Raw genomic sequence first — 23252 nt, 5'->3', positions numbered from 1 at the left:
GCAGGACGCGCGCTCAGCCGAGGAGCTCGACGGTGCCGCGTTCGCCGTCCACCCGGACGCGGTCGCCGTCGCGCAGGCGCATGGTGGCGTTGCCGGTGCCGACCACGGCGGGGATGCCGAGCTCGCGGGCCACGATGGAGGCGTGCGACAGCGGCGCGCCGAGGTCGGTGACGACGGCGGCGGCGCGCGGGAACATCGGCGTCCACCCCACGTTGGTGAGCGTCGTCACCAGGATCTCGCCGGGCTTCAGCCGGTCGCCGTCCTCCGGCCCCGCGAGCACCCGGGCGATGCCTTCCACGACGCCGGGCGCGCCGGGGAAGCCGGTCACGGCGTCGCCGGCGGGGGCGAGGCCGCCGCGGGCGTCGTACACGTCGGCCCGCCGGTCGGGGTCGGCGGCCCAGCGCACCGGGTCGAAGTGCCCGACGATCAGCACCGGGTACGGCGGCAGCGCCGCGTACCGTTCGTAGGCGGCCCGCCGCGCCGGCACCCGCTCCAGGGCGGCGGCGTCGCCGCGCAGCAGGCCGAGCAGCTCCTCCAGGTACAGGAAGAAGACGTCGTCGCCGCGCCCGGTCAGCTCCCCCGCGCGCAGCGTGAACGCCCGCAGCACCCAGAAGGCGCGCATGTTCTCCGACCGCGCCTCCTCCCGGTCGCGGACGACCGCGCCCCAGCGGCGCACCCGCGCGCGCATCCTGGCCTCCTGGCCCGGGTAGCGGGCGGCGAAGCGCGCCCATGCCTCCTCCCTGGCCCGTTCCTGCCGGGCGAGCAGCTCCTCGGTGTCGGTGCGCAGGTCGCGCAGCCCGGCGAGCTGGGCGTCGATCCAGCCGGGGTCCTCACCGGGCCGCGGCTTCGACACCTCGAACTCGTGCGGGCCGCGGTGCCCGTAGGCGGCGGCGAACTCCTCGCGGGTGATCTCGCCGCGCGCCAGCCGGGACAGGCCGAGGAGCAGGCCCAGGCTGGCCAGTTCGCCGCCCGCGTTGACGCCCGACAGCATGGCCTCCGCGTCGCTCTCGCCGACCATTTTGTGCAGCTTGTCGCGGGTCCAGACGAGGGTGGAGCCGCCCTGGCGGCCGGCCGCCTCCAGCATCTGGCAGGCGGTGACCACGTGCGGGCGGATCTCGCGTTCCCACAGGCCGGCCAGCTCGGGGGCGGTGCGCGTGGCGGCGATGCGGGCGCGCAGTTCCTCGCAGCGCCCCCGGGAGGCGGCCAGGAAGGCGGGCATGGCCGCGAGGTTCTTCCGGACCCGCCGCTGGACCCGCAGCGCCATCGGCAGCACCTGCTTGATGATCGCCCAGCGGGACAGGCCCACCTTGGGCACCTCCAGGCCCGGCGGCAGCTTGCCGAAGACGTTCTCCACCGCGGACGCCCGCTTGCTCATGCCCATCGCGGCCGCGATCGTGTGCACGATGCTGAGGTTCATGTAGAACCGGCCGCCGATGTTGCCGACCATGTCGAGGCCGGGCAGCGCCGAGGCGGACATCGCCTCGTGGATGAACAGCCGCACGTACGACCAGGTGATCGGCGTCATCACGTCGGGGATGGCCTCGCCGAGGTTGCCCGCGGTCCACAGGTACTCGCCCTTGAGGCTGTCGTTCCACTCCTCGGGGCGCGTTCTGAGGCCGGTGATCGGGCGGGCCTGGAGGACGGCCAGGGTGCCGTCGGCGCGGCGGGCCCACTCGACGTCCATGGGGCCGCCGTACAGGTCCTGGACGCGCGCCCCGAGCGCGGCCAGCTCCGCAGCCTGTGCGGCCGTCAGCACCGGGGCGTGGCGCAGCTCGGCGGGGACCGGCCGGTCCTCGGTGCCGTCCGGCGTGCGCACGGTCATGACGGTCTTGTCGCCGACCTGCTCGCGGACGACCGCGCCGCCGCGCAGCACGAGCGTGTCCGGGGTGACCTGGCCGCCGACGACGGCCTCGCCGAGCCCCCAGGAGGCGTTGATCACGGTCTCGTCCAGCGCGCCGGTCACCGGGTCGGCGGTGAACATGATCCCGGCCGCGTCGGCGTCCACGAGCTCCTGCACCACCACGGCGAGCGCCACGTCGTCGTGCGGGACGCCGTTGCGGTCGCGGTAGGCGATCGCGCGGGCGTTCCACAGCGAGGCCCAGCAGCGCAGGACCGCCGGCAGGAGGCCGTCGCCGCGGACGTTGAGAAAGGTGTCCTGCTGGCCGGCGAAGGACAGGTCGGGCAGGTCCTCGGCGGTGGCCGAGGAGCGCACCGCCACGGCGACGTCGTCGCCGAGCGCCGCGTACGCCTCCCGGATCGCGGCGGCGACCTGCTCGGGGATCTCGTGCCGGGCGAACAGCGCGGCGGCGCCCTCCGGGTCGCGCGGGTTGATCTCGTCGCGGAAGCCCGCCACGAACGCGCGGTACGCCGCGGTCGTCACGTGGAACCCGCCCGGCACCGGCAGCCCGGCCCGCGCGAGCCGGGCCAGCGACGCCCCCTTCCCGCCCGCCAGGGCCAGGTCGGCCTCCGGGTCGTCGAGAGGCAGCACCAGTTTCATGTCACTCACGCTCCTCGTTCCCGAGCGAGGCCGCCAGCCGGCGGCGGGCGACCTCCTCCATGGCGTCCAGGATGTCCGCGGTCGCCTCGGCCACGGCCCGCCGCTCCGCCTCCGCCAGGGGGCGGCCGGTGCACAGGGCCCGCTCCACGGTGTCGGTCACCAGCTCGGCGATCCGCTCGCCGGGCAGCCTCGCGCTCTCGGGCAGCAGGTCCGGCAGGGCGACGAAGCCGTACGTGATGGAGCTGACCACCGTCAGGTGGTCGCCCGGCTCCGCCCGCACCGCGCCGAGCTCGATCAGCCGGGCGATGTAGGCGTCGAGGGGCGCGCCCAGCTCCAGGCCGGTGCCGCTGGTCCGCTTCATGCGCGTGAGCTTGCCCAGCACCTCGTCGTCGCCGAGCAGGATCGCGCGCAGCAGCGGGCGGCTCAGCGACTCGCGGACGATGCCGCCGAACAGCTCGGGCAGCGTCGCCGGGGCGCCCGCCCTGACGCCGGCGAACAGGTGGACCCGCTCGCGGCGCAGCAGCGCGGCGAAGAGCTGGTCGCGCGTCCTCCAGTGCAGGTAGATCGTGCCCTTGGCGACGCCGGCGCGGCGGGCCACGTCGTCGATCGTGGTCTTGTCGTAGCCCCAGCGCAGGATCAGCTCGGCGGCGGCGTCGAGGATGCGGTGCGCGCGTTCGAGCTGGCGCGCCGGGTCCTGCGGCGGTCGTCCGGCCTTGGCCATCCGTTTCCCCCCATTTGTTTGACTGGATGAGACTATCTGGTCATTCAATCAAGAGCAAGGCCGTTCCCGGGTCCTGGCCGTAGCGTGGGGTGCATGGCCAAGGCGTTCTGGATCGACCAGGACTTCGACAGGGACCGCGACGGGCGCTACGCCGTCCACGTGCGCAAGAACCTGGACGAGTTCGAGTGGGGGGACATCGCCCCCGTCAGGTTCGCGTGCACCGCGTGGGAGCTCGCCACACCGCCCTCGCTCACCCCCGGCTACGTGCGGTGGGACCGCCGCGTGCTGGAGGCGACCTGCCACCGCAACACCTGGGACGGAACGCTCTACGCCCGCGTACGCCTCGTCTCCCCGCTGCCGGAGGAGCTGACCCGCTCGCGCGCCTGGTGGCGCGACCGCGGCTGGCTCGGCTGGCAGGAGACCTTCGGCCAGTACGTCGAGCCGTCCCAGCAGGACCTCGCCCGCGTCCCGTTCCTGCGCGCCTCCCTGCTGGTGGAGGCGCCGCTGCCGCTCGGCGACCTGCCACCGGAGCCCGAGGGCCCGCACGACGAGGTCGAGGAACGGGCCCGCCGCGCGGTCACGGTGCTCGCCCGCGAGCTCGACGCGCTGGTCGGCCCCGTGCTCGACCAGCTCGGACGCTGATGGGCCGCCAGGACAGCATGTTCGGATGATCGGCGGGTAGCAGCGAGCCATGAGGATCTCGCTCGTCGCGCCGGCCCTGGGAGTGGCGCTCGCGCTGACGGGCTGCGCCCCCGACCCCGCGGGCCCGGCCCGGGCGGCCGAGAGCTTCCACGCCGCGCTCGCCGCGGACCGGGACGACGCGGCGTGCGCGCTGCTCGCCCCCAAGACCGCCGGCAAGCTCCCCGACCCCGGCCAGACCTGCGCCGACGCGCTGCGCGAGCTCGGGCTCGGGCCCGGCGGCGCGGTCACCGACGTGCGCGTGTGGGGCGACAACGCCCAGGTGCGGCTGGCCGGCGACACGCTCTTCCTGCACCGCTTCGACGCCGGCTGGCGGGTCAGGGCCGCGGGCTGCGAGCCCGTGCGCGACCTGCCGTACGCGTGCGAGGTGGAGGACTGATGCGGGTGATGTTCACGATCACCACGCTCCTGATCGTGGTCGGGCTGGCGTGGTTCTTCGCCTTGGGGTGGTCCAGACTGTGAAGTGGATCAAGGAGAACGGCCTGTCCCTGGCCTTCCTGGTGATGTTCCTGCTGGCCCTCGCCGGCCAGGCGGTCGCCGGGACGCTCGACCTCAACGACCGGCAGCGCGCCATGGGCGACCAGCCTCTCTCCGTCTGGGAGTACGTGACCACCTCCACCTTCGCGGTCGACGTGGCCGAGAACTGGCAGTCCGAGTACCTGCAGTTCTTCCTCTACACCGCGCTGACCATCTGGCTGGTGCAGAGGGGCTCGACCGAGTCGAAGGCCGTCGGGGACGCCGGCGCCGAGTCCGACGAGGAGCAGCGGGTCGGCGCGCACGCCGCGCCCGACTCGCCGCGCTGGGCGCGGGCGCGGGGGCTGCGGCTGTGGGTGTTCAGCAACTCCCTCGGCCTGGTGATGGGCCTGATCTTCCTGCTGTCGTGGGGCGCCCAGTCCGTCGCCGGGCAGGCCGCCTACAACACCCAGCGCCTGGCGGACCTGCGCGACCCGGTGTCCTGGGGCTCGTACGTCACCTCGCCCGAGTTCTGGAACCGCAGCCTGCAGAACTGGCAGTCGGAACTGCTGGCGGTGCTGTCGATGGTGGTGCTGTCGATCTACCTGCGTCAGCGCGGCTCGCCCGAGTCGAAGCCGGTCGGCGCGGCGCACGCCGCGACCGGCGTCGAGGGCTGAGCGCCGGGGTCGTCCGGCGGGCTGGTGACCACGGCGACGACGCGGGTGCCCGGCGCGAAGACGCCCCGCCGGGCCAGGTCGACGACGCCGAGGAGCATCTTGGCGACGTAGACGCGCTCGACGCCGTGCCGGGCGGCGAACTCCGTCAGCTCGGGGGTGGTGCGCGCGTAGCCGCCGAAGTGGTGGTCGAGGTCGATCGACCAGTTGGACCACGTCCGCCCGTACGCCTCCCGCTGCAGCCTGGCCACCTCCCCCTCCAGGAACCCGGCGCCTTTCAGCACGGCGAACCCGAGCGCCCGCTTGCCCTCGGGCAGCCCGGCCGCGATGCCGGCCAGCGTGCCGCCGGTGCCGACGGGGCAGCACACGACGTCGTACGGGACGCCGATCTCGGCCGGCAGCTCGGCGCAGCCGCGCACGGCCGCCGCGTTGCTGCCGCCCTCGGGCAGGATGGCGACGTCCTCGCCGAACCGGGCGCGCAGCGCCGCCTGGACCTCCTCGGTGTGCTTGCGCCGGTAGGCGGCCCGGTCGAGGTAGGTGAGGGTCATGCCGCACTCCCGGGCGCGGGCGAGCACCGGGTTGAGCGGCAGGTGCTCCTCGCCCCTGATGACCCCGATCGTCTCGATGCCGTGCCGGCGCCCGGCCTCGGCCACCGCCGCGATCAGGTTGGACCAGGCGCCGCCGAAGGCGAGGATCCTGCGGTGGCCCAGGTTGTATCGCAGCTTGCGCGGTTTGTTGTCGTCGCGCATCAGGAACACCCGGACCCGCCCGAGCCCTGGATCCAGGAGCTCCTCCATGGCGCTAGTCTACGGTCGGGCCCTTGTTGAGGAGTGTTGGATTATGCGCGTTGTTGAAGCTTTCCGCGCCGCTTTCGGTGCGGACCCCGAGGTCGTCTGGCGCGCGCCGGGCCGGGTCAACCTGATCGGCGAGCACACCGACTACAACGACGGCTTCGTGCTGCCGTTCGCGGTGCCCTGGGGCGTGACCGCCGCCGTCACCCCGCGCGCCGACCGGACCGTCCGCCTCCTCTCCCTCCAGTCGCCCGGCGAGCCGGTCACGCTCGCCGCCCACGAGGCGGCCAAGGGCTGGACCCGCTACGTCGTCGGCGTCCTCGCGATGCTCGGCGACCGCGTGGCGGGCGCCGACATCGCGATCGACGGCGACGTCCCGCAGGGCGCCGGGCTCAGCTCCAGTGCCGCCCTGGAGGTCTCCGTCGCCGCCGCGCTCAACGACCTGCACCAGCTCGGCATGACGCCCATGGAGCTCGCCCTGCTCGGACAGAAGGCCGAGAACGACTTCGTCGGCATGCCCTGCGGGATCATGGACCAGGCCGCGTCGGCGCTGTGCGAGGAGGGGCGCGCCCTGTTCCTCGACTGCCGCTCGCTCGCCTCCCGCACGATCCCGCTCGACCTCGCCGCGCACGGGCTGAGCATCCTCATCATCGACACCCAGGTGCACCACGAGCACGCCGGCGGCGAGTACGCCAAGCGGCGCGCCGAGTGCGAGTCGGCCGCCCGCAGGCTCGGCGTGCCCGCGCTGCGCGACGTCACCGACCTGGCCGGCGCCCTGGAGCGGCTGTCCGGGGCCGAACGCAAGCGCACCATGCACGTCGTCACCGAGAACCACCGCGTCGAGGCGCTGATCGGCCTGCTGCGGGCGGGCGCCGTCACCGAGATCGGCGCCCTGCTCAACGCCTCCCACCTGTCGCTGCGCGACCAGTACGAGGTGTCCTCCCCCGAGCTTGACCTCGCCGTGGAGGCCGCGCTCAGGGGCGGCGCGCGGGGCGCCAGGATGACCGGCGGCGGCTTCGGCGGCTCCGCCATCGCGCTGGTCGCCGACGACCGGCTCCAGTCCGTCCAGGACTCCGTCTCGGCCGCCTACGCCGAGCGCGGCTTCCAGGCGCCGCGCTTCCTGCCGGCCACCCCGGCACGCGGCGCCCACCGCCTGGCCTGACCCGCGTTCAGAGGGACGGGAAGTTGGGGGGACGGCGTTCGAGGAAGCTCGCCACGCCCTCGGCGAAGTCCGGCCGGCCGAAGGAGGCGAGCATCTCCTTCGTCGCCGTCTTCGCCGACTCCTCCAGCGAGACGTCCCAGTCCCGCCACACCTGGCGCTTGATCACCGACATCGACGCGGGCGAGCTGTGGGCGGCGAGGTCGCGCGCGTACTCCTGGGCCGCGGCGACCACGCCGTCCCCCGGCACCGCCCGGTTGACCAGCCCCAGCTCGTACGCCTCCCGCCCGGTGAACACCCGCCCCGACAACAGCACGTCCATCGCCCGCTGCTGGCCCATGATCCGCGGCAGCACCCACGACAGGCCGTACTCGGCGACCAGGCCACGGCGCGGGAACGCGGTCGTCCACTTGGCGTCCTCGGCGGTGAAGACCAGGTCGCACACGAGCGCGTGCACCATGCCGAGCCCGGCGCAGGCCCCGTTGACGGCGGCGATGACCGGCTTGGCGATGCTCGTGGGGAAGGTGTTGGGCCGCGGGTCCGGCTTCTCGTCGTACGCGCCGGTCTGGATGGCGCTGAGGGTCTTGAAGTCCGCCCCGGAGCAGAAGCCCTTGCCCGCCCCGGTGACCACCACGGCCCGCACGGCGGGATCCCGCTCGGCCTCCTCCAGCAGGTCGAAGTAGCGCCGGCCCATGGCGTCCGTCCAGGCGTTGAGCGTCTCCGGACGGTTGAAGGTGAGGGTGAGCACGCCCTGGTCGACGGCTGAGAGCACGAGTTCCGACATGAAGCCAACAGAACCATGTTCTATCCCGTGGCGGCAAGTGCCGCGCGGCTAGCGGTGGTGGACGAAGGACGGCGTGAGGACGCTGGTGTCGTAGTAGCGGTGGAAGACGGGCGTGGCGCTGCCCGACATCGGCGGCACGATCCACGACCAGTCGGCCGGGCACACCCGCCCGGCCTTCTCCTCCTTCTCCAGATGGGTGAGGAAACGCCGGGACTCGGTGTGGTGGTCGGTCATCGTCACCCCCGCCCGCTCGAACGAGTGCAGCACCGCCACGTTCAGCTCCACCAGCGCGTGGTCGCGCCAGAGCGAGCGTTCGGTCGAGGTGTCCAGGCCGAGCCGGGCCGCGACGGTCCCGAGCAGGTCGTAGCGGTCGTGGTCGGCGAGGTTGCGCGCGCCGATCTCGGTGCCCATGTACCAGCCGTTGAACGGCGCGCACGGATAACAGACGCCGCCGATCTCCAGGCACATGTCCGAGATCGCGGGCACGGCGTGCCAGCGCAGCCCCAGCTCGGCGAACCATCCGTAGTCGGGATGCGCCAGAGGCACCTCCAGCACGGCGTCCCCCGGAAGATGGCAGAGCAGCGGATCGCCGAGCCCCGGCTGGACGATCACCGGCAGCACGTCGAACCTGCCGCCGGCGCTCCCCCGCCAGCCGAGACTCCTGGCCAGGTCGGTGAGCGAGAGGTTGCGCGGGTCGCCGGTGACACGACCGTCGCGGGACCGGTAGGCGGCGTAGCGGATGAGCTGGTCGTTGACGATCCGCGGCCCCGGACGGGCCGGGCCGTCGGGCGCGAGGACCGTCACCGTGGGCCTGATCCGGCCGCCGCCCGTGGCCTCCCGCAGGTGGGCGACGCATTCGAGGGCCACCCCCTCGGCGGACGAGACGTCCCTGCGGTCGCGTACGCGGAGGGAGCGCCAGTAGAGGCGGCCGATGCAGCGGCTGCTGTTGCGCCACGCCACGCGGGCGCCGAACACCAGCTCGTCGGCGGTGTGGGTGTAGGTGCCCGTACGGGCGATCTCCCGCGCCACGTCGCGCAGGCGCGCCTCCGGGCCGCCCGCCCCGGGGTTCTCGGCGTGGTGGAGCCTGATGAAACGTTCCGCCTCACGCGGGTCGGCGGTGCGCCCCAGCCAGGCGTGGGCGCGGGAGGCGTCGAAGGGACTGAAGGACCTGATCCAGGTACGCACGCGGCAATCAGCACTTCTCGGTCATCGGATCGCCCCGCCGGATTCCGGGTCACGGCGGCACGTCCTGGCGGCGGCGCCCTCTCCTCGCCCCCTCGCACTTCCCGCGGCTCCGGCCCCAGAGGACCGGTCTCCCCATCCTCTCCGCCAAATCCGCCCTTGTCCCGAGAACTGCGAAATGCCCGCGCAATCCATCCCCGGCCCTGCCGGGAACGGACAGAGGGCCACCCGTCACCTGGCGCCGGAGAAGTCCCCTCAAACGCCGGCGAGGTGGACGGCACGCCCGGAACGCCGACGCTCGCCCACGACCTCGCGCGTCAGCTCCCCGGCTCCCCCCGGTTCCAGCGGGAACTCTGTCACTCGGTCTGCCGCCCACCGACGAACCCGCAGGGCACGATCAGACACTCAACGTCTCACCTTGTCGTTGGCGATGACCTGAGCGGCGGGTGGGGGCTCGACGGTGAGCTTCATCCCCCAGTCGGAGTAGCGGACATCCTCGATGTAGCCGAACCACTCTTGGCCGTCGGTCACGCCCTTCCACTCGTCTCCCGCGGGTTCCCGCCACCTGGACCAGGCACGCCGCACAAGGCCGTCTTTGCCTGTCCACAGCCGCCAGTCGATTCTCCACTCGCCGTGCTCATCCTTCAGACTGCCCCCGCGCAGGTCCGGCCTGACATTCCACAATTGCCGGAAGGTGATCGACCCCTCGTGGAGGGTCGTGGGGGAGCCGTCGTAGGTGCCCGAAGCCTTGGTAGTCGTTGTGGTCGCCAGCACGGCTGCGAGCACAGCCGGCCTGTCCAAACGCAGGTATCCCGTCTCCAGGCGGAGCTGGCACGGCCACTTGAAGGTGACCCACTTCTTGCCGCTCGGCAGGCTCTTATGTTTCGGGTCGTATTCCCACGCGCGATCGCCGATGCAGATATCGCGAACGCCCGCCTCCCCCACCTGGTAATCCCACAGGTCGGTCGCCACCACTTTGCCATCACCGAATCCGACGACACCCTTGACTGGTTTGAAGCGTTCCCAGCCGGAGGCCGGACCCGAGTTGAACGTGCGGTATTGGGTGATCCGCACGCCGCGCCCGTCGACCAGCTGACGCTGGATCGCCGCGACCGGATCACCTGCCGTGGCGGCGCCGGAAGCAGGCACGGCATAGAGGGTTGAGCCCGCGAAGGTCAGGACCACGACCGTCGTCCATCGCCTCATAAGGTGATGTTCTCCTCACGATGGGCCCGGCACTTCCGCCGACACGGGCCAAGACGGCGATCTTGGCAGCAGAAGGTCTCGCCGTGATCACGACCTCGCCGTTTCTATGGATTCATGGAAAGGTCAAAGGTGACGTCGGCCTGCCCCCTTCGCCTTGTCCGCTGGAGACATTCGTGGGGGAGCACGTTTCAGTACTCACGCAAGCCGGGGGGCGTCCGTGTACGTGCAGCGGGCCCGCGGCGGCGGCCATCGGCTCAAGGACCTTCCGGCCGAACAGGGGATCGTCCCCGTGCACAACCTTCACCGGCCGCAACGTCTCGGCTCTGTGGGAGACAGCACTCCTCAAGGCATGTGAGAGCGAGAGGTCCGGCGCGCACGCTCCTCCGGGAAGCCGTGGACCTGGAAGGCGAACCGCCGGCCGTCCTCGGTTCTCCGCGCCGACCGGGTCGGCCGGCGCTCGCCCTGCCGGCCCTCGGGGTCGAGGAACTCCCGCCGGTCTGGTCGGGCACTCCACCCCCACTACGACGCGGACCGTCTACCGGCACCAGATCAGGCCGGTTCACCGTCCACGGTGCCGAAGCCATGGACGCGGTCTTCGGGAACGGTGACCGATCCGGGTAGTGGCTCCCCTGTTGGCTCCCGGAAACGACTCAGGCCCCCTGTCCTCGATCCGAGGAGGGGGCCTGACCTGTGAGGCCGAAGCCTCTGAAGATGCTCCCGCGATAGGACTCGAACCTATAACCTGCCGGTTAACAGCCGGCTGCTCTGCCGTTGAGCTACGCGGGATCGATCTGTTTGCGCTGCTCGGCGGGGTTTTGGGGCCCCTCCGTCGTGCGCATGAATAGATTAGCGCACTCCTGGAGTGCGTGTCGCATCGTTACGGGGGTAGGCCCGGTGTCAGCGGAGGTGCGATATGCGATATCGGATGACATTCACGATGGGACTGGCCATCGGCTACGTACTCGGCAGCCGGGCGGGGCGCGAGCGCTACGAGCAGATCAAGCGCGCGGCGCAGCGTGTCGCCGACAACCCGCGGGTCCAGGAGGTCGCGGGCGTCGTCGGCGCCCAGGCGTCCAGGTACGCCGGCGCGGCGAGGACCAAGGTGGGCGACACGCTGCAGCAGAAGATCCCCTTCCTGGGCGGTGACGAGCACAAGCACAACGGCGCCACCGGATGGCCCGAGGAGGAGGACGTCACGGCGACCGGCGGGGAGCGCAGATCCCGGGAGAGCGGGATCACCTACTAGAAGGCGGGCATGGGTGTGCGGAGGATCACACACCCATGCTGCGCCGCACACCCTCAAGGGCCTGCTCGGCCTGCGCGCGCAGGCCGGGGTCCTCGGGGTCGAGGCCGTCGTCGAAGACGAGGGTCCAGCCGAGCACCTCGCCGCCCGGCGGCCGCCTGGCGACGAGCCGTACGCCGCCCCGGCCGGGGAGGTTCACATGCTTGTTGACCACGATGGTGGCGTTGACGCGCTCTCTGATGGTCTCGGGCAGCATGCGCGGCTCGGAGATCGGCTCGGCGTGCCGCACGCCGGCCATCGTGAGGACGATGAGCCCCTGCTCGTCCCAATAGGCCTTGTCGATCTCCTCGTACGGCACCCGCGTCCCGTCCGGCAGCAGCAGCGCGAGGTTCGTGGCGATCACGTGACCCGCGCCGGAGACGGTGAACGTGAGGACCCGCTCCCCCTGCCGCAGGTCGAGGGATTTGCGCACGTCAGCGGGCAGCCGGCGGAAGATGTTCATGCCTCTACGGTATCGGCGAGCAGGTCGAGGGTGAGCGCCGCGCTCCAGGAGAAGTCGCGGCAGCCGCGCCCGCTGCCGTCGAAGGGGTCGAAGCACTCGCGGAAGCCGGCCTGCCGGACGAGCCGGAGGGTGCCGTTGGTGAGCTGCTGGGCGAGGTGGTCGAGCGAGTGCACGGCCGCGGCCCTGCGCAGCAGCCAGTTGGTGTTGACCCAGGAGGGGCCGCGCCAGTAGCGGGTGCGGTCGAACTGGCCGGCGCGGATCTCGCAGCTCGGCACGGGGTAGCCGGTCGCGCCCATGAACCTGGCCGACTCCAGCAGCTCGACGGCTCCGCGCACCTGCTCGGCGGGCAGTTCGGGGTCGAGCAGCGGTCCGAACCCGCCCACGGTGGCCACCGGGATGAGCCGTCCGGCCCGCAGGTCGCGGGCGTAGAAGCCGCCGTCCCAGAGCCGGTCGAGCAGGGCGCGCCTGATGCGTCCGGCCTGTTCGAGGTGGGGTGCGGGGTCGGCGTGCGCGAGCGGGGCGAGCTCGGCCAGGGCCTGGCAGGAGGCCAGCCAGATGCCGTTGAACATGGGGTCCTCGACCGCGAAGGGGTGCTCGTCGCGCAGGTAGCCGGCGCTGTAGCCGGCGTCCCGGTAGCGCATGGCGAGCCAGACGTAGCGGTCGTGGTCGCTGTCGGGGTGGCGTTCGGCCAGCTCGACGCCGCGGTAGCCGTAGTGGATGGCGGGCAGGTTGTGCAGCGGCTGGTCCCAGGCGGGGCTGTCGTCCATGCCCGACTCCCAGGGGTGGACGATGGCGGCGAGCCCGGCGCCGCCGAGGTCGCGGGCCGAGGCGAGGTAGTCGTGCTGGGCCACCAGCGCCGGGTATGCCGCCCTGACGAAGTCGCTGTCGCCGGTGTGCCGGTAGAGCCACCACAGGGCGAGCCCGTGCAGCGGCGGCGCGGTGAGCCCGGAGGTGAGGACGGACGGGGCGGCCTCGTTGTCCTGGGAGCGCCAGAGCGACGGCCCGGGGAAGTACGCCTCGCGGGTGTGGAAGACGATGTGCGGCACCATGCCGGTCGCCCACTGCCCGCGCAGCAGGCTCAGCAGCTCGTCGCGGGCCCGGTCCGGCCGGCGCCGGGCCAGACCGATGACGACGAACGCGGAGTCCCAGCTCCACTGGTGGGGATAGAGCCCTGGGGCGGGCACGGTGCCGGAGCCCGTCCAGTTCGCGTCGAGCACGGCCATGGCCTCGCGCCCGAGCGCGGCATCGTCGACCGCGGGCCGCGCCTCCATCACCCAACTATGACTGCGGATGCGCCCAGAAGCTATGTCCTCTTGGCCCACTTCGACAGCACGAGGACGCCGAAGGCGACGGCCCCGATGATGAGCCCCCACTTGAGGAGCGTGAGCGCGAACCCCAGGAGGGGGCCGAGCAGTACGAGCGCGGCCACGACCGCCGCGATGATCAGAAGTATGCGTCCCATGTACGTAACGCTAAGAGATCGTTAAGCCGTTTGCAGGCGAGACAGGGTTGAATCAGGGACAAGTCAGGGGTCCCCCCGACCCTTACCAGCAAAAGGAACTAAAGCGGTCAGACAACCCGTTGTGCCGGTATAAACGGGGCAACAGGGCTGTTTCGCCGGGGAGCGTGATGAGCCTGGGACCACCTATGAGCAGGGAAGGCGTCGAGCACGCGCTGCGCGCCCGCGCCGACGAACGCGACCGAATCTCCGGCGACCTGCTCGACCTCGAATCCCACACCACCTACCAGTTGCTCAAGGGCGCGTCCTTACGGGGGGCGACCGCCCGCCGCTGGACGGGCGTCCAGGAGGCGCTGGCCAGGCTCTGGGGGCTGAACGACGCCTACCGCGCCGTGCTGCGCGACGCGGAGCAGATCAAGGACTCCCGCGGCCGGCTCGGCTCCGACCAGCTCGAACAGCTCACCGGGCTGCTCGCCGGGCCGTCGGTGGTGCTGCGGGCCGCGGCCAAGCCGGTCGAGCAGCGCTCCCTGCTGCCGCAGGCGGACGAACGGCTGACCCTCGACCAGGCCGTGACCCGCATGGACGCCGCCTTCCGCGAGGTCACCTCGGCCCTCACCGACATCGACGCCCGCTGGAACGACCTGCTGCCCCGCCTCGACGCCGCCGACGCCGCCCTGCGCCGCGTCCGCGCGCTGGAGGCGGAGCTCGGCGAGGACGCGCCGGGGCTGGACCAGACGGACGCCGAGCTCGGGCGGCTGCGCGCCGACACGGTCGAGGACCCGCTGGGCGCCCCCGTCGAGCCCAGCCTCGACCGGGTCTCCCGGCTGCTCGCCACCACCGTCGCCGAGCTGGAGCTGGCCGTCACGGTCAAGCAGGAGTACGCCCGCCGCCGCGAGAACCTGGTGGCGGCGCTCGACCGGGTGAGGGCCGCCGAGAGCGAGGCGAGGCTGGCCCACGGCGCGGTCGTCGTCAAGATCGCGCTGCCTCCCCAGGCGCAGCCGCGCAGCCGCGTGGACGCCCTGGCCGGCGCGCTGGACGCGCTCGACGTCTCGGCCGACCCGTGGGTGCTGCGCGCCAAGCGGCTGGCCGGGCTGGAGGACGACGCCCGCGGCGCGGCCCAGCAGGCCCAGGCCACCGCCAAGGCGCTGTACGGCCTGGTCGGCCGGCGCGACGAGCTGCGCGGCCGGCTCGGCGCCTGCCAGGTGATGGCGGTGCGCAAGGGCCTGGCGGAGGACCCGGCCACCGGCGAGCTGTTCGAACGGGCCCGCGCCCTGCTCTGGAGCGCCCCCTGTGACCTGACCGCCGCGGCGGCGGCCGTCGAGACCTACCAGCGCGCCATCCACGGAGGTGAGGCTTGACATCCTCCCCCTCGTAAACGAGAGGGATTCCGACCGTCGCCGGTCGGTCTTCCTGCTTCATCGCCGATCGCCCGCCCGAGAGGAGGACTCCCGTTTGAGGTCTTACACCAGCTCCACAGGCGTTTCAGCTCTCCGCCGGCCCGGCGGCGAGCAGCATGTTCCGCGCCGCGTTCACCTCCCGATCATGGATCGCACCGCAGGCACAGGTCCACTCGCGGACGCTCAACGGCATCTCCTCCCGCAGGGCCCCGCAGACCGAGCACAACTTGGAGGAGGGAAAGAACCGGTCCACCACGACCAGGGTGCGACCGTACCAGTCCGTCTTGTACTCCAGCATGCGCCGCAGCTCCCGCCAACCGGCATCGGAGATGGCGCGGGCGAGCGCATGGTTCTGGGCCAGGTTGCGGACGGCCAGGTCCTCCACGGCGATCACTTGATTCTCGCGTACCAGCCGGGTGGTGACCTTGTGCAGGTAGTCGCGCCTGCGATCGGCGATCCGGGCATAAATCTTCGCCACGCGCAGCCGGGCCTTGGCCCGGTTGTTCGATCCTTTCTGTTTGCGGGCCAGGGCCCGCTGTGCTTTGGCCAGTCTGCGCCGTTCGCGACGCTCGTGACGCGGGTTGGCGATCTGCTCGCCGCACGACAACGTGAGCAGGGCCGTGAGACCGGCGTCCACGCCGGTCGACCGCTCGACCGGCGACAAGGGCACGATCGTCTCCTGCACCAGCAGGGACACGAACCACCGCCCGGCCGAGTCCATGGACACGGTGACCGTGGACGGCTCGGCCCCCTCGGGCAGCGGACGCGACCACACGATGTTCAGCGGCGTGTCCATCTTGGCCAGGGTGAGCCGGCCGTCGCGCCAGCGGAACGCCGAGCGGGTGTACTCGGCCGACGCCCGCGACCTCTTCTTGCTCTTGAACGTCGGGTGCTTGGCCCGTTTGGCGAAGAAGTTCGCGAACGCCGCCTGCAGATGCCGCAGCGTCTGCTGCAACGGCACCGACGACACCTCGTTCAAGAACGCCAGCTCGGGTGTCTTCTTCCACGCGGTCAGCGTCGCGGACGACTCGGTGTAGGAGACGCCGCGGCCTTCCAGCTTGTAGGCGCGGGTCCGCTCTTCCAATGCCTTGTTGTAGACCAGGCGCACGCAGCCGAACGTCCGGACAAGCTCTTCGGCCTGTTCGGGGGTCGGATGGAAGCGGTACTTGTAGGCCCGCTTCACCAGCTGCGCCATTCCTCGATCCTAGGTGCGAGATCACCCGCGCACCGGCCGATCCCAGAAGACAACGGCGGTCCGCCTGGCGGCGTATCGCCTGCTCCTGCCCGGCTTCGCAGGAGTCCGATTCCTCCCCCGCCTGAAGGCGGGGGTTTCCTCGGAGGTATCTGATGACCCGCTGCGTGCAGCCCGGCTGCACCGGGACCATCGAAGAGGGCTACTGCGACCTGTGCGGCAACGCGGCGAGCGCCGCGCCCCCCGCCCCTTCCTCGGTCTCCCTCTCGCCGCCCACCCAGCCCTCCTCCCCCGTCACCAACCCGGTGAGCCGCTCCGTGTCGGGGCCGGCCAGCAGCGGGCGGTCGCGGGCGGGGGTGCTGGCCACGCTGGCCGACCTGCCGTCGGTGCCGTACCGCGATCCGGCCGCCGCCGTCATGGCCGACCCGGAGGTGCCGGAGGAGAAGCGCCACTGCGCCAACCCCGACTGCGGCAAGCCCGTCGGCCGCTCCAGGAGCGGGCGTCCCGGACTGACCGACGGGTTCTGCCCGCACTGCCGCACGCCGTACTCGTTCGCGCCGAAGCTGGGCAAGGACGACCTGGTGGCGGGCCAGTACCGGGTGCTGGGCTGCCTGGCGCACGGCGGCCTCGGCTGGATCTACCTGGCCTCCGACGAGAACCTGGACGGCCGCTGGGTGGTGCTCAAGGGCCTGCTCAACACCAACGACGCCGAGGCGCTGGCCGCCGCCGAGGCCGAGCGGCGCTTCCTCACCACGGTCGACCACCCCAACATCGTCAAGATCTTCAACTTCCAGCGCTCGGCCGGGCTCGGCTACATCGTCATGGAGTACGTCGGCGGCCAGTCGCTGCACGAGCTGCGCCGCCAGGGCCCGCTGCCGCTGCGCGAGGTCCTCATGTACGGCAGGGAGATCCTGCACGCCTTCGGCTACCTGCACGAGAACGGCATGGTCTACTGCGACCTCAAGCCGGCGAACGTGATCCGGGTCGGCCGCCAGCTCAAGCTCATCGACCTCGGCGCGGTGCAGCCCATCGGCTCCCCGCCGGGCACCTCGTGGGCCACGGCCGGCTACCACGCCCCCGAGCTGGAGACGCACGCCGCGTCGGTGGCCTCCGACCTCTACACGGTGGCGCGGACCCTCGCCGTGCTGGCGGTCCCCGGGTTCAGCCCGGTGCAGAACGGCAAGGCCGCGCCGCTGCCGCAGGACTGCGGGCACCCGTCGTTCACCCGGCTGCTGCGCCGGGCCACCGCCGACGACCCGGCCGACCGGTTCCAGAGCGCCTGGGAGATGGAGGAGCAGCTCGTCGGGGTGCTGCGCGAGGTGTGCGCGCAGGAGGACGGGGTGCCGTACCCGCATCCCTCGACGCTGTTCGGGCCGGAGCGGGGTGCGGTGGGCACGGCGCTGGCGGAGGGCGGCGGGGCGGTGCTGGCGCCGCTCGACCCGGTGGCCGTCGCCGCCGAGCTGCCGGTGCCGCTGGCGGACCCGGCGGACCCGGCGGCCGGCGCGCTGGCCGGGCTGCTCGGCCTCGACGGCAGGGAGCTCGTCGACCAGCTCGCCGCGATGCCGCGCACGCCCGAGACCAAGCTGATGCGGGCCAGGCTGCTCGCCGAGGAGGGCGCCGCCGAGGCGCCGGTGGTGCTCGACCAGCTCGCGGCCGAGCTGCCCGGCGACTGGCGGGTCACCTGGTTCCGCGGCGTGCTGGCCCTGGCGACGGGGAAGCCCGACACGGCCGCGTCGGCGTTCGACACGTGCCTGTCGCTGCTGCCGGGCGAGCCGGCGCCCAAGCTGGCGCTCGCGTTCGCGCTGGAGTGCGCGGGCAGGCACGCCGCCCCCTGGTACGACACCGTCTGGCGCACCGACCACGCCTACGTGAGCGCCGCGTTCGGCCTGGCGAGGACGGGCCGGCTGAGCGCGCTGGACGAGGTGCCGGCCACGTCGAGCTACCGGGTCGCGGCGCAGGTGGCGCTGGCCGTCTCGGCGGCGCGCCGGCCTGACCCGGCCGCGATCGTCCCTGGCGAGCTGGTCACCGCGGCCGACCGGCTGACGCGCCTCACCGACCTCGACGGGCGCCGCCGCGACCTGCTCACCGCCGAGCTGCTGCACGGCGGCCTGGCCTGGCTGGCGTCCAACGCGCCGCCGCCGGGCCTGCGGCTGGCGGAGGCCGCGTTCACCGAGTCCGGGCTGCGCAGGCGGCTGGAGTCGATCTACCGGCGGCTGGCCGTGGCCGCGCCCAGCCGCCAGGAGCGGCACGCCCTCATCGACCAGGCCAACGCCGTGCGCCCCCGGACCTGGCTGTGACGGCCCCGGACGTCCGCGCGGCGGACGCCGGGGAGGGGGCCTGCCCCGTCTGCGGCACCCCCGTGTACGAGGGCTACGCCTACTGCGAGAAGTGCGGCCACACCCTGGGCTCGCCGACGTGCGCGTCCTGCGGGGCGGCCGCCGTGGACGCCGAGGGCTACTGCGAGCGGTGCGGGCTGCGCCAGCCCACCGGCCGCGACCACGCCGAGATCGTCCTGGAGGGCGGCGCGGCGGCGGTCACGGACCGGGGCCTGCGGCGCGGCAGGAACGAGGACGCGCTCGCGCTGCTCGCCGCCGGCCGGTCCACGGTGACCGTGGTCTGCGACGGCGTCGGCAGCTCCCCCAGGGCCGACGAGGCGTCCGCGGTGGCCGTCGAGGCGGCGAGCGCGGCGCTGATCAGGGGACTGTCGCACGAGGAGGCGTTCGAGCTGGCCGGGCGGGCGGTCACGAAGCTCGCGACGTCCGTGCACGACGCGCCCGCCTGCACGTACGTCGCCGCCGTGGTCAGGGACGGCCGGATCAGCCTCGCCTGGGCGGGCGACACGCGGGCGTACTGGCTGCCGGAGGCGGGCCAGGACGGGGTCCTGCTGACCGCCGACGACGCGATCGAGACCGGCGAGATCACCGCCTGGCTCGGCGCGGACGCCGAGGACGTCCGCCCGCACGTGCGCCTGTTCGAGCCGCAGGGACCCGGCCTGCTGCTGGTCTGCAGCGACGGCCTGTGGCGCTATCTGGACGGCCGCCCGCTCCCCGTCCCCGGCGATCCGCGGGAACTGGCCCGCGAGCTGCTCCGGCACGCCCTGGACTCCGGCGGCCAGGACAACATCACGATCGCCCTGATCCCCCTAGGAGACTCCCGTGAGTGACCAGCCGACGTTCACGCTGACGATCGACCAGAACAAATATCTTCCCCTCGACGGCCGCGAGGTGCACGCCATCCTGTCGGTCGGCGCCACGGGCGGGATCACCACGCAGGTGGCCTGCCCGGCGGAGGCCGCCGAGGTGATCATCGTGGACACGTCCGGCTCGATGAGCGGCGGCAAGATCCGCGAGGCGCGGCAGGCGGCCGTGACCGCCGTGCAGACGCTGCGCGACGGCGCGTACTTCGCGGTGATCGCCGGCACCGAGCGGGCCACGATGGTCTACCCGCGCGGCAACCCGCACCTGGTGAAGGCCACCCCCGCGACCAGGGCCGAGGCGCACCGGGTCATCGACAAGCTGCTCGCGCACGGCGGCACCGCGATCGGCGAGTGGCTGAAGCTGGCCGGCCACCTGCTGACCGCGCACCCGTCGGCGATCCGGCACGCGCTGCTGATGACCGACGGCCAGAACAACGAGCGCCCTGACGTCTTCGCCTCCGTCCTCGCCGCCTGGAGCGGCAAGTTCGTGGTGGACTGCCTCGGCGTCGGCGCCGACTGGGTGCCGGCCGAGCTGCGCAAGGTGGCCGAGGCGATGCTCGGCACGTTCGACTTCGTCCGCGACCAGGGCGACCTGCCGGAGTACTTCCGCCGGCTCACGCAGACCTCGATGAGCAAGACGGTGGCCGAGCTGTCGCTGCGGGTGTGGGTGCCGCAGACGGCGCGGCTGAAGTTCGTCAAGCAGGTCTCCCCCGTGCTGCTGGACCTCACGGGCAAGCGGACCGACGTCAACCCGCTCACCGGCGACTACCCGACCGGGTCGTGGGGCGCGGAGGAGCGCGAGTACCACGTGTGCGTCGAGGTGCCGCCCGGCCAGATCGGCCAGGAGATCAGGGCGGGCTGGGTCAAACTGGTCCGGCCCGACACCGGCGACGTGCTGGCCAGCGGCAACGTGCTCGCCCAGTGGACCGACGACCTCGCCCAGTCCACCCGCATCAACGGCAAGGTCGCCCACTACACCGGCCAGGCCGAGCTGCACGACCTCATCCAGGACGGGCTGAGCGCCCGCGCCGCCGGCGACGTGGACACCGCGACCGCGCGGCTGGCCAAGGCCCGCGAGATCGCGGTCGAGTCCGGCCGCGAGGACACCGCCCGCCTGCTGGAGAGGGTGGTCGAGGTGGACCCGGCCAGCGGCACCGCCCGGCTGCGCAGGAACGTGGACAAGGCCGACGAGATCGAGCTCGACACCGGCTCGGTGCGCACCAGCCGGCTGCGCAAGGAAGGACTGTGATGGCGACCTGCCCGCAGGGGCACGCGTCGGGCGCCGACGACTACTGCGACGTGTGCGGCGCCCAGATGGCCGCCGCTCCGGCCGCCTCCACCCCCCAGCCCGCCGCCGCGCCCTCCGGCGGGGGCGCGCCCGCCGAGAGCTGCCCCGTCTGTCAGACGCCGCGCGCCGGGCAGTTCTGCGAGGTGTGCGGCCACGACTACAGCGGGAACGGGGCGGCCGTCCCGCTCCCGGTCACCGGGGCCCGCTGGGAGGCGGTCACCGCCGCTGACCGCGTCTACTACGAGAAGGTGATCGCCGAGGGCGGGCCGGACGCCGACCGCGTGGCCTTCCCGCCGTACTGCCCCGAGCGCTCCTTCGCCCTGCACGGCGAGCAGGTGCGCATCGGGCGGCGCAGCCGGGCCAGGAACCTCGCCCCCGAGATCGACCTGACCGGCCCGCCGGAAGACCCGGGCGTGTCCCACCTGCACGCCGTGCTGCTGGCCCAGCCGGACGGCTCGTGGACGGTCGTGGACCCGGGCTCCTCCAACGGCACCCAGGTCAACGGCAGGCCGCTCACGGTCAACGTGCCCGTGCGGATCGGTCCTGGCGACCGCATCCACCTGGGCGCGTGGACCGTCATCACGATCAGGGAGGGCACGCCGTGACGATCACACAGCCTCCTCCACCGGCCCCTCCCCCGGCCCCTCCCGTGGTCGCGCCCGCCGCGCCGCCGCCGAGGCGGCGCAGCGTGCCAGGCCGCGTCAGGACGCTGACCGGCGCCACCGTCGCCGCGATCGCGCTGCTGTTCACGGCGCTCGCGGTGGGCAGCTCCAGCGCCCGCGACGGGCTCCAGGTCATCGGCCGCGACGCCGGGCCGCAGGTCGTCGCCACGGCCGGTCTCTACCTGGCGCTCAGCGACATGGACGCGCAGGTCGCCAACGCCCTGCTGATGGGCAACGGGTACGCCGACCGGCGCGCCGGCGCCCTCGCCCGCTACGAGAGCCGCCGCTCCGAGGCCAACCAGGCGCTGCTGAAGGCGTTCCAGCTCTCCGGCGACGACCCGGCCGAGCGGCGGACCGTGCAGTCGGTGCTGGACGGCCTCGGCCGCTACGAGCGGCTGGCCGGGCAGGCACTGCTGCTCGACGAGCGCGCCGGGCACGCGCCCGGCCCGCCGCCCGCCGAGGTGGTGGCGACCTACCGGCAGGCCACCGACCTCATGCGGATGGTGCTGCTGCCGCAGGCGTACAACCTGACGCTGGAGAACGGCACCATCGTGCGCCGCACCTACGACGACAAGGCGTTCATGCTGCCGCTGCTGCGGGCCGCGGTCGTGGTGGCCGGACTGCTCGCGCTGGGCTGCCTGCTGGCGCTGCAGATCTTCCTGGCCCGGCGTTTCCGCCGGGTGTTCGGCCCGGCGCTGCTGGTGGCGACGGTCACGACCGCGGTGGCGCTGCTGTTCGGGACGAACGTGCTGAGCCAGGACGAGGACGCGCTGCGCGAGGCCAAGAAGTCGTCGTTCGACTCGGTGCTGACGCTGGCGAGGACGCGGGCGATCAGCAACAGCATGCAGGGCGACCAGAGCCGCTACCTGCTGGACAAGGAGCGGGCCGACACCTACGAGCACACGTTCCTGGACAAGTCGCAGTCGCTCTTCTACGTCCCCGCCGGCAACCTGGAGACCTACCAGGCCAAGGTGACCCAGGGCGAGACGAAGGTCCTCGGCCTGCTCGGGCCCGAGCTGGTCGGCCCGCGCGGCCGGGACGTCGCCGCCGCCTTCGCCCGCTTCCAGGCCGCCGACGCCGGCCTGCGGAAGCTGGCGCTGGCCGGACGGGTCAACGGCGCGGTGGCGGCGCGGCTCACCACGGCGGCTCAGTCCTTCGACGCCTACGACCGCGCGGTGGTGGCGCTGGCCGCCCAGCACGAGGCCGCCTTCGAGCGGGCCGTCGGCCGCGGCGAGAACGCCCTCGACAACCTGTGGCGGCTGCTGCCCTTCGCGATCGGCGGGATCGGCGTGCTGCTGATCGCCGGGGTGTGGCCTCGACTCAAGGAGTACCGGTGAAGCGGGTGCTGGCGGTGACGGCGGCCCTGGTGGCCGCGCTGGCGGCCGGAGGCTGCGCGGGCGGCGAGGCGGTCTCGATCGTGGACAAGGACGACCTCGTCATCGCGGTGCGGCCGGACCTGCCCTCGGTCGGGTTCCGCAAGCCCGACGGGACGTTCGAGGGCTTCGACGTGGACGTGGCCCGCTATCTCGCCCGCAAGCTGGGCAAAGGCGTCACGCTCATGCCGGCGCTGGCGGCCGAGCGGGACAAGGTGCTGCTCGACGGGCGGGCGGACATGGTGGTGGCGACGTACACGATCGACCAGGACCGCAAGGCCAAGGTGCTGTTCGCGGGGCCGTACCACATCTCCTACCAGGACATCCTGATGCGGCCCGACGAGACGTTCAAGAACGTGCGCGACCTCAAGGGGCGGCGGATCTGCCAGGTCAAGGGGTCGAACGCGGCCGAGCGGGTCACCGAGGAGCGCAAGGTCGCGGCGCGGCTCGTGCCGTTCGACGACTACGCGCAGTGCCTGGGGGCGCTGAAGAGCGGCCAGGTGGACGCGGTCACCACGAACGACGTCATCCTGGCGGGGCTCGCCATGCGGGACGGCTCGGGGCTGCGGCTGGCCAACGCCCAGTTCAACGAGCAGCGCACGGGCGTCGGGCTGCGCAGGGGCGACGTGCCGGGCTGCGAGGAGGTCAACCGGGCGATCATCGACATGTACCAGGACGGGACGGCGTCGAAGCTGCTGCACAAGTGGTTCGGCCCGTCGGGGCTGCACCTCGGCACCATCGCGGTGCCGCAGTTCGAGGGCTGCTCGTGACGGC

General features: G+C 72.7%; 21 protein-coding genes, 1 tRNA gene and 1 pseudogene. 12 read left to right on the top strand and 11 right to left on the bottom strand.

The features are described from left to right. Positions 1 to 13: 13 nt before the first annotated feature. Positions 14 to 2497 (bottom strand): PEP/pyruvate-binding domain-containing protein, encoded by a 2484-nt coding sequence (locus Nocox_RS11350; RefSeq protein WP_020545310.1) that lies wholly within the window; start codon positions 2495 to 2497, stop codon positions 14 to 16. A gap of 1 nt (position 2498) precedes the next feature. Continuing rightward, positions 2499 to 3218 (bottom strand): TetR/AcrR family transcriptional regulator, encoded by a 720-nt coding sequence (locus tag Nocox_RS11345; protein WP_020545309.1) that lies wholly within the window; start codon positions 3216 to 3218, stop codon positions 2499 to 2501. Between the two features lie 93 nt (positions 3219 to 3311). On the opposite strand from Nocox_RS11345, the gene Nocox_RS11340 reads away from it, so the two are divergent. The 3 genes from Nocox_RS11340 to Nocox_RS11330 all read left to right on the top strand — a co-directional run bounded on the left by Nocox_RS11340 (position 3312) and on the right by Nocox_RS11330 (position 5047). Beyond that, positions 3312 to 3860, top strand: coding sequence for a hypothetical protein (locus Nocox_RS11340; RefSeq protein ID WP_033410209.1), 549 nt, complete (start codon positions 3312 to 3314; stop codon positions 3858 to 3860). Positions 3861 to 3909: 49 nt separating this feature from the next. Beyond that, entirely contained in the window at positions 3910 to 4296 is a 387-nt protein-coding gene (locus Nocox_RS11335) for a hypothetical protein (protein WP_020545307.1), read from the top strand. Positions 4297 to 4375: 79 nt separating this feature from the next. Further along, positions 4376 to 5047 (top strand): DUF6766 family protein, encoded by a 672-nt coding sequence (locus tag Nocox_RS11330; protein ID WP_020545306.1) that lies wholly within the window; start codon positions 4376 to 4378, stop codon positions 5045 to 5047. Here Nocox_RS11330 and Nocox_RS11325 read toward each other — a convergent pair. Next, on the bottom strand, positions 4981 to 5841 hold the full coding sequence (locus Nocox_RS11325) for a 1-aminocyclopropane-1-carboxylate deaminase/D-cysteine desulfhydrase (RefSeq protein WP_020545305.1): 861 nt from the start codon (positions 5839 to 5841) through the stop codon (positions 4981 to 4983). The two genes, Nocox_RS11330 and Nocox_RS11325, sit on opposite strands and share 67 nt — an antisense overlap. A gap of 43 nt (positions 5842 to 5884) precedes the next feature. Between Nocox_RS11325 and galK the strand changes: the two genes are divergently transcribed. Then, a complete protein-coding gene (gene galK / locus Nocox_RS11320) occupies positions 5885 to 6997 on the top strand; it encodes a galactokinase (RefSeq protein ID WP_020545304.1) in 1113 nt (370 codons plus the stop codon). Between the two features lie 7 nt (positions 6998 to 7004). Here the strand turns inward: galK and Nocox_RS11315 are convergent, their stop codons facing one another. The 4 genes from Nocox_RS11315 to Nocox_RS11300 all read right to left on the bottom strand — a co-directional run bounded on the left by Nocox_RS11315 (position 7005) and on the right by Nocox_RS11300 (position 10952). Beyond that, the gene (locus tag Nocox_RS11315) at positions 7005 to 7778 is read right to left on the bottom strand and encodes an enoyl-CoA hydratase-related protein (RefSeq protein WP_020545303.1); all 774 of its coding nucleotides are present in this window, start codon (positions 7776 to 7778) and stop codon (positions 7005 to 7007) included. A gap of 48 nt (positions 7779 to 7826) precedes the next feature. After that, on the bottom strand, positions 7827 to 8963 hold the full coding sequence (locus Nocox_RS11310) for a nitric oxide synthase oxygenase (protein ID WP_020545302.1): 1137 nt from the start codon (positions 8961 to 8963) through the stop codon (positions 7827 to 7829). A 402-nt stretch (positions 8964 to 9365) separates the two neighbouring features. Beyond that, entirely contained in the window at positions 9366 to 10145 is a 780-nt protein-coding gene (locus Nocox_RS11305) for a hypothetical protein (RefSeq protein ID WP_157383264.1), read from the bottom strand. A gap of 735 nt (positions 10146 to 10880) precedes the next feature. Next, positions 10881 to 10952, bottom strand: a tRNA-Asn gene (locus tag Nocox_RS11300). Positions 10953 to 11079: 127 nt separating this feature from the next. Here Nocox_RS11300 and Nocox_RS11295 point away from each other — a divergent pair. Further along, positions 11080 to 11412 carry a hypothetical protein gene (locus tag Nocox_RS11295; RefSeq protein ID WP_051112674.1) on the top strand — a complete coding sequence of 111 codons (333 nt, stop codon included), beginning with the start codon at positions 11080 to 11082 and terminating at the stop codon, positions 11410 to 11412. Between the two features lie 25 nt (positions 11413 to 11437). Here the strand turns inward: Nocox_RS11295 and Nocox_RS11290 are convergent, their stop codons facing one another. Genes Nocox_RS11290 through Nocox_RS11280 form a run of 3 tightly spaced genes read right to left on the bottom strand, consistent with a single transcriptional unit; the run spans position 11438 to position 13373 of the window. Next, positions 11438 to 11911, bottom strand: a complete 474-nt coding sequence (locus Nocox_RS11290; protein WP_020545299.1) for a hypothetical protein — start codon at positions 11909 to 11911, stop codon at positions 11438 to 11440. Then, positions 11908 to 13182 carry an amylo-alpha-1,6-glucosidase gene (locus tag Nocox_RS11285; protein WP_033410203.1) on the bottom strand — a complete coding sequence of 425 codons (1275 nt, stop codon included), beginning with the start codon at positions 13180 to 13182 and terminating at the stop codon, positions 11908 to 11910. Before Nocox_RS11285 ends, Nocox_RS11290 begins: the two co-directional genes overlap by 4 nt. 32 nt (positions 13183 to 13214) lie before the next feature. Further along, positions 13215 to 13373: a hypothetical protein gene (locus Nocox_RS11280; protein ID WP_020545297.1), complete on the bottom strand. Its 159-nt coding sequence runs from the start codon at positions 13371 to 13373 to the stop codon at positions 13215 to 13217. Positions 13374 to 13558: 185 nt separating this feature from the next. Here Nocox_RS11280 and Nocox_RS11275 point away from each other — a divergent pair, with 185 nt between their 5' ends. After that, positions 13559 to 14728: a hypothetical protein gene (locus Nocox_RS11275; protein WP_020545296.1), complete on the top strand. Its 1170-nt coding sequence runs from the start codon at positions 13559 to 13561 to the stop codon at positions 14726 to 14728. A 34-nt stretch (positions 14729 to 14762) separates the two neighbouring features. Here the strand turns inward: Nocox_RS11275 and Nocox_RS11270 are convergent. After that, a pseudogene (locus tag Nocox_RS11270) lies at positions 14763 to 15962 on the bottom strand (RNA-guided endonuclease InsQ/TnpB family protein); the annotation flags it as partial. 152 nt (positions 15963 to 16114) lie between these two features. Here Nocox_RS11270 and Nocox_RS11265 point away from each other — a divergent pair. From Nocox_RS11265 to Nocox_RS11240, 6 genes are read left to right on the top strand one after another with little or no spacing between them, the layout of a single operon-like run. Continuing rightward, the gene (locus Nocox_RS11265) at positions 16115 to 18256 is read left to right on the top strand and encodes a serine/threonine-protein kinase (RefSeq protein ID WP_063711678.1); all 2142 of its coding nucleotides are present in this window, start codon (positions 16115 to 16117) and stop codon (positions 18254 to 18256) included. Beyond that, a complete protein-coding gene (locus Nocox_RS11260; protein WP_020545471.1) occupies positions 18253 to 19122 on the top strand; it encodes a PP2C family protein-serine/threonine phosphatase in 870 nt (289 codons plus the stop codon). Before Nocox_RS11265 ends, Nocox_RS11260 begins: the two co-directional genes overlap by 4 nt. Beyond that, positions 19115 to 20404: a vWA domain-containing protein gene (locus Nocox_RS11255; protein ID WP_020545470.1), complete on the top strand. Its 1290-nt coding sequence runs from the start codon at positions 19115 to 19117 to the stop codon at positions 20402 to 20404. The genes Nocox_RS11260 and Nocox_RS11255 overlap by 8 nt, the downstream gene beginning before the upstream one ends. Further along, positions 20404 to 21048 (top strand): FHA domain-containing protein, encoded by a 645-nt coding sequence (locus tag Nocox_RS11250; RefSeq protein ID WP_020545469.1) that lies wholly within the window; start codon positions 20404 to 20406, stop codon positions 21046 to 21048. Before Nocox_RS11255 ends, Nocox_RS11250 begins: the two co-directional genes overlap by 1 nt. After that, complete coding sequence (locus Nocox_RS11245; protein WP_157383284.1) at positions 21045 to 22442, top strand: hypothetical protein; 1398 nt, start codon at positions 21045 to 21047, stop codon at positions 22440 to 22442. The genes Nocox_RS11250 and Nocox_RS11245 overlap by 4 nt, the downstream gene beginning before the upstream one ends. Further along, on the top strand, positions 22439 to 23248 hold the full coding sequence (locus Nocox_RS11240) for a transporter substrate-binding domain-containing protein (RefSeq protein WP_020545467.1): 810 nt from the start codon (positions 22439 to 22441) through the stop codon (positions 23246 to 23248). Before Nocox_RS11245 ends, Nocox_RS11240 begins: the two co-directional genes overlap by 4 nt. Positions 23249 to 23252: the final 4 nt, after the last annotated feature.

Origin of the sequence: Nonomuraea coxensis DSM 45129, from assembly GCF_019397265.1 — a bacterium.
Taxonomy (GTDB): Bacteria; Actinomycetota; Actinomycetes; order Streptosporangiales; family Streptosporangiaceae; genus Nonomuraea; species Nonomuraea coxensis.
This window is presented reverse-complemented; position numbering and strand designations above follow the sequence as displayed.

Coding starts and splice junctions, on each gene's coding strand:
- Nocox_RS11285 (WP_033410203.1), bottom strand. CDS start 13,182: ATGGAGGCGCGGCCCGCGGTCGACGATGCCGCGCTCGGGCGCGAGGCC.
- Nocox_RS11335 (WP_020545307.1), top strand. CDS start 3,910: ATGAGGATCTCGCTCGTCGCGCCGGCCCTGGGAGTGGCGCTCGCGCTG.
- Nocox_RS11325 (WP_020545305.1), bottom strand. CDS start 5,841: ATGGAGGAGCTCCTGGATCCAGGGCTCGGGCGGGTCCGGGTGTTCCTG.
- Nocox_RS11295 (WP_051112674.1), top strand. CDS start 11,080: ATGCGATATCGGATGACATTCACGATGGGACTGGCCATCGGCTACGTA.
- Nocox_RS11290 (WP_020545299.1), bottom strand. CDS start 11,911: ATGAACATCTTCCGCCGGCTGCCCGCTGACGTGCGCAAATCCCTCGAC.
- Nocox_RS11250 (WP_020545469.1), top strand. CDS start 20,404: ATGGCGACCTGCCCGCAGGGGCACGCGTCGGGCGCCGACGACTACTGC.
- Nocox_RS11280 (WP_020545297.1), bottom strand. CDS start 13,373: ATGGGACGCATACTTCTGATCATCGCGGCGGTCGTGGCCGCGCTCGTA.
- Nocox_RS11350 (WP_020545310.1), bottom strand. CDS start 2,497: ATGAAACTGGTGCTGCCTCTCGACGACCCGGAGGCCGACCTGGCCCTG.
- Nocox_RS11345 (WP_020545309.1), bottom strand. CDS start 3,218: ATGGCCAAGGCCGGACGACCGCCGCAGGACCCGGCGCGCCAGCTCGAA.
- Nocox_RS11275 (WP_020545296.1), top strand. CDS start 13,559: ATGAGCAGGGAAGGCGTCGAGCACGCGCTGCGCGCCCGCGCCGACGAA.
- Nocox_RS11315 (WP_020545303.1), bottom strand. CDS start 7,778: ATGTCGGAACTCGTGCTCTCAGCCGTCGACCAGGGCGTGCTCACCCTC.
- galK (WP_020545304.1), top strand. CDS start 5,885: ATGCGCGTTGTTGAAGCTTTCCGCGCCGCTTTCGGTGCGGACCCCGAG.
- Nocox_RS11340 (WP_033410209.1), top strand. CDS start 3,312: ATGGCCAAGGCGTTCTGGATCGACCAGGACTTCGACAGGGACCGCGAC.
- Nocox_RS11265 (WP_063711678.1), top strand. CDS start 16,115: ATGACCCGCTGCGTGCAGCCCGGCTGCACCGGGACCATCGAAGAGGGC.